The sequence below is a fragment of the Bradyrhizobium sp. TM239 genome (genome assembly GCF_036247985.1).
Classification (GTDB): domain Bacteria; phylum Pseudomonadota; class Alphaproteobacteria; order Rhizobiales; family Xanthobacteraceae; genus Bradyrhizobium; species Bradyrhizobium ottawaense.
In genome coordinates, this window is the sequence record NZ_BTIR01000008.1 from 281,257 (window position 1) to 290,238 (window position 8,982).

At 62.6% G+C, this 8,982-nt stretch carries 18 protein-coding genes; 11 read left to right on the top strand and 7 right to left on the bottom strand.

The genetic code is table 11. The features are described from left to right. The first annotated feature begins 40 nt into the window (after positions 1 to 40). On the top strand, positions 41 to 286 hold the full coding sequence (locus AABA84_RS15070; RefSeq protein ID WP_212244250.1) for a hypothetical protein: 246 nt from the start codon (positions 41 to 43) through the stop codon (positions 284 to 286). 6 nt (positions 287 to 292) lie between these two features. Next, a complete protein-coding gene (locus tag AABA84_RS15075; RefSeq protein ID WP_212244246.1) occupies positions 293 to 460 on the top strand; it encodes a hypothetical protein in 168 nt (55 codons plus the stop codon). Positions 461 to 586: 126 nt separating this feature from the next. Here the strand turns inward: AABA84_RS15075 and AABA84_RS15080 are convergent, their stop codons facing one another. After that, positions 587 to 1,225, bottom strand: a complete 639-nt coding sequence (locus AABA84_RS15080; RefSeq protein WP_338312414.1) for a glutathione S-transferase family protein — start codon at positions 1,223 to 1,225, stop codon at positions 587 to 589. Positions 1,226 to 1,528: 303 nt separating this feature from the next. Then, a complete protein-coding gene (locus AABA84_RS15085; protein ID WP_018323103.1) occupies positions 1,529 to 1,981 on the bottom strand; it encodes a VOC family protein in 453 nt (150 codons plus the stop codon). A 279-nt stretch (positions 1,982 to 2,260) separates the two neighbouring features. Between AABA84_RS15085 and AABA84_RS15090 the strand changes: the two genes are divergently transcribed. Both AABA84_RS15090 and AABA84_RS15095 read left to right on the top strand, forming a co-directional pair. Next, positions 2,261 to 2,425: a hypothetical protein gene (locus tag AABA84_RS15090; RefSeq protein WP_212244243.1), complete on the top strand. Its 165-nt coding sequence runs from the start codon at positions 2,261 to 2,263 to the stop codon at positions 2,423 to 2,425. Positions 2,426 to 2,437: 12 nt separating this feature from the next. Continuing rightward, the gene (locus AABA84_RS15095) at positions 2,438 to 2,818 is read left to right on the top strand and encodes a hypothetical protein (protein WP_212244241.1); all 381 of its coding nucleotides are present in this window, start codon (positions 2,438 to 2,440) and stop codon (positions 2,816 to 2,818) included. 108 nt (positions 2,819 to 2,926) lie between these two features. Here AABA84_RS15095 and AABA84_RS15100 read toward each other — a convergent pair whose 3' ends face one another. Both AABA84_RS15100 and AABA84_RS15105 read right to left on the bottom strand, forming a co-directional pair. Continuing rightward, complete coding sequence (locus AABA84_RS15100) at positions 2,927 to 3,229, bottom strand: hypothetical protein (protein ID WP_028144758.1); 303 nt, start codon at positions 3,227 to 3,229, stop codon at positions 2,927 to 2,929. A gap of 112 nt (positions 3,230 to 3,341) precedes the next feature. Further along, entirely contained in the window at positions 3,342 to 3,833 is a 492-nt protein-coding gene (locus AABA84_RS15105; RefSeq protein ID WP_338312415.1) for a hypothetical protein, read from the bottom strand. Positions 3,834 to 4,197: 364 nt separating this feature from the next. Between AABA84_RS15105 and AABA84_RS15110 the strand changes: the two genes are divergently transcribed. From AABA84_RS15110 to AABA84_RS15130, 5 genes are all read left to right on the top strand, one after another. Beyond that, a complete protein-coding gene (locus tag AABA84_RS15110; RefSeq protein WP_007591377.1) occupies positions 4,198 to 4,494 on the top strand; it encodes an HU family DNA-binding protein in 297 nt (98 codons plus the stop codon). 44 nt (positions 4,495 to 4,538) lie between these two features. Beyond that, entirely contained in the window at positions 4,539 to 4,727 is a 189-nt protein-coding gene (locus AABA84_RS15115) for a hypothetical protein (protein WP_338312416.1), read from the top strand. 429 nt (positions 4,728 to 5,156) lie between these two features. After that, positions 5,157 to 5,294: a hypothetical protein gene (locus AABA84_RS15120; RefSeq protein ID WP_162832227.1), complete on the top strand. Its 138-nt coding sequence runs from the start codon at positions 5,157 to 5,159 to the stop codon at positions 5,292 to 5,294. Between the two features lie 597 nt (positions 5,295 to 5,891). Then, positions 5,892 to 6,038: a hypothetical protein gene (locus tag AABA84_RS15125; protein ID WP_212244233.1), complete on the top strand. Its 147-nt coding sequence runs from the start codon at positions 5,892 to 5,894 to the stop codon at positions 6,036 to 6,038. Positions 6,039 to 6,375: 337 nt separating this feature from the next. Then, complete coding sequence (locus tag AABA84_RS15130; protein WP_338309296.1) at positions 6,376 to 6,573, top strand: hypothetical protein; 198 nt, start codon at positions 6,376 to 6,378, stop codon at positions 6,571 to 6,573. A 15-nt stretch (positions 6,574 to 6,588) separates the two neighbouring features. Here AABA84_RS15130 and AABA84_RS15135 read toward each other — a convergent pair whose 3' ends face one another. Beyond that, the gene (locus AABA84_RS15135) at positions 6,589 to 6,714 is read right to left on the bottom strand and encodes a hypothetical protein (RefSeq protein ID WP_338312417.1); all 126 of its coding nucleotides are present in this window, start codon (positions 6,712 to 6,714) and stop codon (positions 6,589 to 6,591) included. Between the two features lie 101 nt (positions 6,715 to 6,815). Further along, a complete protein-coding gene (locus tag AABA84_RS15140) occupies positions 6,816 to 7,046 on the bottom strand; it encodes a hypothetical protein (RefSeq protein ID WP_028144755.1) in 231 nt (76 codons plus the stop codon). Positions 7,047 to 7,327: 281 nt separating this feature from the next. Between AABA84_RS15140 and AABA84_RS15145 the strand changes: the two genes are divergently transcribed. Further along, on the top strand, positions 7,328 to 7,618 hold the full coding sequence (locus AABA84_RS15145) for a hypothetical protein (protein WP_212244229.1): 291 nt from the start codon (positions 7,328 to 7,330) through the stop codon (positions 7,616 to 7,618). A 68-nt stretch (positions 7,619 to 7,686) separates the two neighbouring features. Here the strand turns inward: AABA84_RS15145 and AABA84_RS15150 are convergent, their stop codons facing one another. Beyond that, on the bottom strand, positions 7,687 to 7,851 hold the full coding sequence (locus AABA84_RS15150; protein WP_162832225.1) for a hypothetical protein: 165 nt from the start codon (positions 7,849 to 7,851) through the stop codon (positions 7,687 to 7,689). 243 nt (positions 7,852 to 8,094) lie between these two features. On the opposite strand from AABA84_RS15150, the gene AABA84_RS15155 reads away from it, so the two are divergent. Further along, positions 8,095 to 8,856, top strand: a complete 762-nt coding sequence (locus tag AABA84_RS15155; RefSeq protein ID WP_338312418.1) for an SIR2 family NAD-dependent protein deacylase — start codon at positions 8,095 to 8,097, stop codon at positions 8,854 to 8,856. Positions 8,857 to 8,982: the final 126 nt, after the last annotated feature.

An 8,982-nucleotide genomic window follows, 5' to 3' on the forward strand; every position in this document is an offset into this window, starting at 1 on the left:
TCCGATGGCGCGCGGCGCCCGTCCGGGCTAGAACGCCGCCATGCGCGTGTCGCTCCTCATCCTGATCCCGTTCTTCGCCACGTCCGCCGCCGCGGCGGAGGCCCTGCGTCTGCCGCCTGCCGAGCAGCCGAAGGCAGGCACGACCGTGCCGCTGAAGGGTGCGGCCGGCAAGGCACGAGCTGGCTCCTGCGCCACTTACGGCCCGCGCTTCGTCATGGTCGAGGGTACCGGGACCTGCGTGAAGATCGGCGGGTCGATCAGCATCGACACCACCGTGAGGCGCTAGAGGCCCATGCCGGCGGATCTGCTGCGCCTCGACCTCGTCGTTCCCGTCCTGATGTACTGCGCGCTGTTGTGGTGGGTCGGTCGCGGTCTGAGCTGGACGGCACGGCTGGCGACCGCGGTGGTGACCTTGGTGCTGATCGTCTGCGTGCTGCTGGTCGAGCGCGGCTGGCGCTAGGCCAAAAACAAAAAACGCGAAAACAACCCCATGCACAGTAGCGTCAAGTGCTGAGTTGACGCCGGAGGATTGCGCCGAAGCGCGGATTCATCGCGCTCTCACCGCAGCTTATGCAGTTCTGCCGGCTCACGACATCGGCGGTGCGACATGCTGTGCAAATCCGGTCCGTTTGCCGAGTTCGGCGAGCCAGCGCGTCAGGTGCGGCTGCGCCGGCCGGGTGATGCCCTCGACGCCGAGCCAGCGCCGCGCGTAGGAGCCGAGCGCGATGTCGGCGAGCGTGAACGCATCGCCCTCGATGAAGCGGCGCGAGGAGAGCAGGCGGTCGGCGATCGCCCAGACCTCCGCGGCGGCATCGGCATCGCGCTGCACCTGGATCATGTCGCGCTCGGCGGGCGCCGTGCGCACGATGCCCCAGAACACCGGGCGGTCGACCGGCTGCACGGTCGACAGCGTCCAGTCGAGCCAGCGGTCGACGGATGCGCGGCTCTTCGGCGCCTCCGGGTAGATCGGTGTGCCGCTTCCATGCGCGAGGCAGAGATAGCGCATGATCGAGTTGGACTCCCACAGCACGAAGTCGCCCTCGACCAACGTCGGGATCCGCGCATTGGGGTTCATCGCGAGATAGTCGGCCTCGCGGGTCCTGCCGTAGCTCATGCCGGCGTCGATGCGCTCATAGGGCAAAGCGAGCTCGGCGAGGCACCACAGCACCTTCTGCACGTTGACCGAATTGGCGCGGCCCCAGATCGTCAGCTTGGTGTCAGGCATGAAGCGTCTCCCGCGGCGTTGTCGCTTGCCGCGGGTGATAGCGGAATTCGCCGTTCGGAGCGATGCGCGATTGCGGCGCGCCTCTCATGCAAAAAGCTCCGCCCGAGGCGGAGCTTTCATTGCAAAACAACCCGGCCAGTTGAACCCGCCGCTCAGCGGCCGAAGAACAGCCACAACAGAATGATCACCGGGATCGGCACGCCCAGCAGCCACAACAGAATTCCGCGTCCCATGATTTTCTCCTCCAATCGCATTGTCGGAGAGTGAACGCAGGCGGCGAGGGCTTGTTCCAGCGTCTCGAACCTACCAATGGCCGGTGTTGGGCATCGACGCCCAGGGCTCCTGCGGCGGCTTCGGCTCGCCCTTCTGCAAGAGCTCGATCGAGTGCAGGTCCGGCGAGCGCACGAACGCCATGTTGCCGTCGCGCGGCGGACGGTTGATGGTGACGCCGGCCTTCATCAGTTGCGCGCAGGTGGCGTAGATGTCGTCGACCTCATAGGCGAGATGGCCGAAGAAGCGATCCTCGCCATACTTCTCCTCATCCCAATTCCAGGTCAGCTCGACCAGCGGCGCGCCGCGCGTCTGCGGCTGCTTCTTCAGCGCCTCGAGATCGTCCGCCGAGCACAGGAACACCAGCGTGAAGCGCCCCTTGTCGTTCTCGATCCGCCGCACCTCCTTCAGCCCGAAAGCATCGACGTAGAATTTTAGCGCGACATCGAGATTGCGCACGCGCAGCATGGTGTGGAGGTATCGCATGGTTGTTGCTCCCTGGAACGGAGGTGTTTTGGTTTGGGCCAAGACGGCGGGGACAGGAGATAGCAGGAAACGGGCAGGAGGGGCAGGGGGCGGGCGCGCGAGGGGAAGCGGCTGGTGGAAACAGACCAGCCAAGCGTGGACCGAATCCGCAGAGCCTGCGGGTGAGCAGGCCATTTTTAATGCACTGTCACCGTAGTCTTGCTCATGCTGAGGGGCGACGGCGTATGAATTTTGATCCGCCGTCACCGAACCCCAACGCCGGCGGCGCGACCAATTACTATGCTTCAAGCCCTGCTCAGCGCGATCGTGGATATTCTCCTGTCTGCCGCATGGAGCGCGGTCGTCAGGTTCTTCGGCCTGGAAAACGCCGTCGAGATCGCGACGGCCGTCTTCGGTCTTGTCTGCATCGCGATCGGCTCTGTGGTCTTGTTGCTTGGGCACTAACGAGGGAGCGTCGTGAAGACGATCACACTGGTTGCGGTGGCGGCCGTGCTGCTGCTGGAGGTCTTCGGCCCGACGTCGAGCGTCGGCGGCTCGATGAGCTTCATGCTGGTGCTTGCCCTCGTCGTGCTGGCTGTCGCGATTTACGAGGCCTGGTCGAACGGACGCGGCGCAATCGGCTGGGTCGTCAACATCGTCGCCGCAGCCTTTGGCGGCCTGCTTGCGGTTGCGCTCATCGGAATGGGCATGGACGCGATGCTGCCGTACCTTCAGCTCGAAGGTTCGCTCGCGTCCTCGCAAAATCCGGTGAAGTATGTCGTGGTCACACTCGTTGCGATCGTCATCGTGCTGGGATCATGGATCCCGCTCCAGATCGTCAACCGGCTTCGCGATTAGCCGAAGAATGGGGGCCGTCGGCGAGGCGGCCGAACTGCTCGGCCCGCAGGGTCCGCCGGGCGATGCAGAGCATCGCCCGGCAATGGCCGCTGGAGCCGCCGCCTTCGATCAGGCCGCAATCCGTTGTTCGACCGGGGCCGTCAGCAGCTTGAGCGCCTGGGCGTGTTGCAGGTCGGGGACCGCGATCGCCGTGTGGCTGTAGATCGCATGGCTGCGTGATGTTGCAATCCTGTCCAGGATCTCTTTGCCCTTGATGACGTGAAGGCCCATGCCCTCGTCAGTGGGGAAGATTGCCAGCACCACGTCATAGGCCGCGATGACGGCCCTGAGTGCTTCGGCCTTGTCCTCGGCGACGTCGACAAAAACACGAACATCAGCCGCGAGTTCACGCAGCTCGTCAAAATCCAGCACTGTGGGGTTACTCCAACGCAACGAGACTGAATGGAGCTTGGCGGCGTTGGGTTACTGAAGTGTCAACAAGGCGTGCCGAGCCACAAGTTTCACGACGAGGTGACTTCACGCTCTAGCGCTTTGCTTCGTCGTTGCGAAGCCGGGCCTCCGCGGCCTCGTCCACGAGGTTCAAGGCGAGGCCGTCATAACTCAGCTTGAGCCCGCGGCCGACGATCCATGTCCATCCCTCGCGGTCCTTGAGGGCTTGCGCGTTGAACTGGTCGGAGATCGATTTGACGGCAGCGTCCTGCGCCCCCGGATTGTTCAACTCCGCCTTGACGCGCCAGATCGGGTGCCTGACGTCGGCCTCGTCGCTGTCGACCGAAACCTTGGCGCCGTTGACGTCGCATTCGAAAGTGTAGGAGTCGCGGCTCCGGCGGCAGAGATAGCGGCGTTGACTGATGAGCTTGCTGGTCTCGTCGAATGTCATCCCGGGCGAGAAGCCGAAGATGTCGGATTTCTTCACGAGGGCGAGGGAGGCAGGCTTCAGGAAGCTCGGCTGGATCGCGACGAGGGCGGCGACAACGACAACGATCAAACCTGCGATGACGATAGCGACCTTCATGAGCACCCCACGAGAAACCTTTAGACCATTACAGGCAGCCGGGCCGTTCTACCATGCCCCCAAAAGCGAAAGCCCCGCTCGGGGGAAGCGGGGCTTTCTGGTGGGGTGAAGCTTGGGGATTTCTTTGGGGACTTCAATGATATGACGCGCCAGCCGCAAATTGGTTCAAACGGAAAGCGGAAGGTCCTGCAGCATCTTGCACAGGAAGTCGGGAACCCCGCAGAACCCCTGCTTGCGTTTTGAGCCTCGATAGGCTCTAAGCCCGGTCAATTCATGACCTCTGGCATGAATCAGAAGCGCGCCTCCGCGGTCCGGCCGCGTCACAGCAGAGTTATTCGCGCGCACCCTTCAAAGGAATTCAGACATGGCGAAGATGACGAAGACCCAATTGATTGATGCAATTGCCGAGGGCACGCAGCTTTCGAAGAACGACGTGAAGTCCGTGATCGAGTACATGGCGACGGTCGGCTACAAGGAGCTCAACGAGTCCGGCGAGTTCGTCATTCCCGGCTTCGTGAAGATGTCGGTCGTGAACAAGCCGGCGACCGAAGCCCGCATGGGCGTCAATCCCTTCACCAAGGAGCCGATGCAGTTTGCGGCCAAGCCGGCGAGCAAATCGGTGAAGGCTTCGCCGCTGAAGGTGGCCAAGGACTCCGTCTAAGGCGCCGGCGATGTCGTTGCGGCGGGGCGATGCCGCAACGATCAATGGCTGAAGACAAGATGGTGCTCGGCGACGGCGATGCCGAACATCACCACGATGATCAGGACGAACCACAGGGAGCGCCGGTCGATCTGTCCGGACGCGCTCTGTGGTTTCCCGCAATGGGGGCAGACCGAAAGTCCGATCGGGATCTCGGTTTCACAGAACTCGCAGATTCATCGGTGCCTCGATGATGGAGGGCGCGGGCCCGGACACGGTAACGCGCGACACTCATCGGCCGGGCAATGCGAACGTTGGAAGATTCGTTCCTGTAGCCACGACCCGCTGCGCTTGGCTGAAATCCGCGGCCTTAAAAAGAAAAACCCCGCGCCTTCGCACGGGGCTCTTCTGGCCGACGGCGTTGGGATTTCAGCGCCTGGCCGCCAGCCGTATTCCTAACTTAAAGTTGAAAATCCAAAAAGCAACAGCGCCGCGATGACGGAATATGTTCGTTCACGGCGGCGCTGCCATATGACTGGGCGCTGAAATCCCCAGCTTCCTTGGGTCCACGCGGCGTTGAAAAGGTTCAACGCGACATACCGGGAAATCGCGCGCGGGGACTGGACTTTTTGTTCTCATTTTGTTCTATTGAGCCACCTTAGGGACCGCTTGGGAGGTGACTCATGACCGTCGAAAAACAGCGCGAAGTGATCAGGCTCTGGAACGAGCTCAGGAAGCTCGAGGGCCCGGCCGCGGAGGAGCTCCGTATCCAGATCCTGGAGTGCTTCTCGGAAAAGGAAAAAGTGAAGCGGGCGGCTTGATCTCCGCGACGCCGTCGATATCCGGCATCCGGCAAGCGCGGTCTCGATCTGACGCCGCGCTTGATCGAGCGGCTGTCGCGGGGACGACGAGGCGGACCAATTTGAAGTTGGTCTTGCACGCTGGTCTTGGACTCCGGTCTTGGACTCCGGTCCTGGCGGGGGTCGTTGCGGCCGCGAGTATTCGCCGCTGATGCTTCAGGAACGAACATGTGCCGTCAGCGTTCGGCCTGCATGACATGCCCCCGATGCGCCAAGCCGATGATGGCGACCTCCGTCAACAGCTTTCGATGCGAACCTTGCCGCGAGATCGTCATCGTGTTCGCGGTCGTCTCGGAATTCCTGCGGGCGAAGATCGTACCGACGGCGAGCCACGTCGCTGAAGAGGTTGCGTCGTGCGCTTTCATCGATCGTTAGGAATCGCTTCGCGCCGAATTTTCCGACTCCGATTCGTTCTGCGAGAACGAAATGGAGTCGGATGCAGAACATGTTGCGCCTGCCGCCGGGGATGCGGCCACGCGTATCAGAACGAGACAGCGTGATGCTTCGCACAGTCGCGTCCGCGCCTCCTCCGTAAGGAGTGAGGCGAGGGAGAGCGACATGAATGCGTGCTGGTTTCTCGCCGAGATCGCGAAAGTGTTCTGGTACGATCGGCACCCGCGCTTGCGCAAGGGCAAGCCGTCGGTGCCGCAAGTGCCGCCACCGGGATCGAAATCTCCCGAGCCCCCGTCTTCCGATGCGACGTGATCGGACCGTGGCGCACGCGCACGGTTTGTTAAGAGTTGCTCCGCGCCGATTTCTTCGATTCCGATTCGTTCTTTGAGAACGAAATGGTGTCGAAGCTGGAACAAAGCCGGTCGGCGACCGCGAGCCGCCGCAGCCTCGACTTCGCGCTGTAGCGCGACTCAGAAAGCGGCGCGCTGCGATCGCAGGCGCTCGGCAAATTCCTAACGATCCTTTGCGCGGAAGCCGATAATCCTATTCGGTTAGGTTAAAAGCCCAGTCGCATTGCGCTTGGCGCTCGTTGCGGTAGGTGTCTGGCAACGACAAGCAAGAAACGACCTTTGCCAGAAGCAATTTTGTCATGACACCGTTTTCAGAGCCGTTCTTTTATCAAGGCGACCGACAGACCTACCGGCGCGTCGCTATCGTCGGCACGCTGTTCTGTCTCGCTTTCGTGGTGATCAGCTTTTCGCTGCGGCCGCAGCTCGAGGACACGCGCGTTGCGGTCAAGGCCGACCGGCTGGTGCGCACGGCGGGCCAGCCGGCGCACGCCAATTAAAGCGGCGCACGCCAACTAGCGCTCGTCGTGAGAGATGCGATCGTCGCCCGATGCCTGCGGGCTCGCGGCGCCGCGCGAGGCGAGCGCCACGAAACCGGCATAGCCGGACAAATTGAGCAAAACTTCGAGCCACGCGGGCATGTTGGCCTCTTCCGCTCTCTGCGTGAAGGGGGATTCAACGTCCGCGCGCAATTCTGGTTCCGTGCTCTCGCCAAGTAATGCGGAAGAAATTCGAAGGAAACTCAAAGGGGTGAGGAGGGGTCGAGCCGGCGGCCGAGGGTCGCGACGGATTCGCTCGACGGCTGCTCCTTCAGGAACTCGGCGATCGCCCGCGCCAGCTCGCCGTCGCTCATCGGCGTCGGTGGCGGGTGCAGCGTGCCGACACCGAAGCTGCGAACGATCTCGTCGTAGTGCTGATCGTCGGATCTGGGAACCAGCCTGCGGATACGGGCCAGCAAAGCGGATAACGGCAAACTCTTCTCCTCGGTCGTTCGCCCCGTTGGCAGCAATCCTCGTCTGCTGCCATCTGCTCCCGTGAAACTGAAAACCCCGCCAGCATCGCGGAGATGCTGACGGGGCTTCGTGCCGTTGCCCCTACCCGGATGGCGGAGGCTCCCGCACTTGAGGAGATAATCCGCGGCCGGCGATTTCGTTCCGGCTGCATCGACTTTTTTTGCCGGGCCCGGTTCCCCACCCGTTGCGCAACCATCGCAGGCGCTCGTCGTTATCTCCGCAAGACGCGAAGGAGGAGAGCATGAAGAAAACACTGGCAGTTCTGGCCACCGTCGCAGCCGTCGGCGTGACCGCGGTTGCGGCCCCTGCGCCTGCCGAGGCGCGCGGGCGCGGCATCGGCCCGGGCCTCGCATTCGGCCTCGCCGCCGGCGCGATCACCGCGGGCGCCGTCGCAGCGTCGCAGCCCTACGGTTACGGCTATGGCCCGCGCTATGGCTACTATGGCGGACCCGCCTACTACGAGCCCGGCCCCTACGCCTATTACGGCGGCGGACCGTACTACCGGCACCATCACCACTGGCGTCACTGGTAGTCTCTTTCAAGCGAAAAGCCCGGAGCGATGCTCCGGGCTTTTTTCACGTGCATTGATCGGGACGTGAATTACGGCCAGAGCGAGGGCCGTTCGACTTTGCGGGCGTTCTCCAGGGTCGACACGAAATACTCTTCGCGCTCGCGCTTGAACTTTTCCTGCGTGGCACGGAAGGCGGCGACACGGGCGGCGATTTCGTCGCGCTCACGAGCTTTGCGTTCTTCGTCTTCGGTCATGACCATCCCCTCGGGTTTACTTGACTCAACTCAAGCACTGCCGCCGCATCATCCTGAGTCGCATTGACACATCCATTGGGGCTCCTGAATGGGGCGTCAATGGGGAGGAGGCATTGCAGGATTGTGATATGCGAAGGCCCGGAAAAAATTGCCGAGCGCCTCGCGTTAGCGCTTGATAAGAGCGTCAACAATCTTGCCGCTTGTGCATGATGCTGTCAGGCAAAACGAATCGGGAGCCCGCGATTGATTGCATCGGATCTTCAGAGCGGCGTTGAGCGGCTCGGCGACATGATCGCCGAGGCGAGGGTCATCGTGCCGTTCACCGGCGCCGGCATCTCGACCGAATGCGGCATTCCCGATTTCCGCTCGCCGGGCGGAATTTGGACGCGCAATCGTCCGATCCCGTTCGACGAATTCGTCGCGAGCCAGTCAGCGCGGGACGAATCCTGGCGGCGCCGTTTTGCGATGGAGGAGGTCTTCGCGGCGGCCAAGCCCGGGCGCGGCCATCGGGCGCTGGCCTCGCTCTACCGCGCCGGCAAGGTTCCCGCCGTCATCACCCAGAACATCGACAATCTGCACCAGGCCTCCGGCTTCGCCGGCGAGCACGTGATTGAACTTCACGGCAACACCACTTATGCGCGCTGCATCGGATGCGGGCAGGCCTATCCGCTCGACTGGGTGAAGCGTCGCTTCGACGGCGACGGCCTCGCGCCAAACTGCACCGCGTGCAGTGAGCCCGTGAAAACCGCCACGATCTCCTTCGGCCAGATGATGCCCGATGATGAAATGCAGCGCGCGACCGCATTGTCGCAGGCCTGCGACCTCTTCATCGCGATCGGTTCCTCGCTCGTGGTGTGGCCCGCGGCGGGCTTTCCGATGATGGCGAAGAACGCCGGTGCACGTCTGGTGATCATCAACCGCGAGCCGACCGAGCAGGACGACATTGCCGACCTCGTCATCCACCACGACATCGGCGAAGCGCTCGGGCCCTTTGTCGGCAATTGAGGCATCAATTTGATTCGCGGCTGTGCAAGCTGTTCATAGGTTCCGGCGAATCTCTTTTTTATCTATGCCTCGCAACCGGGAGTGTTATCTTTTGAGTCGAAAGATTCGCGTCGCGTCCGGTTGAGA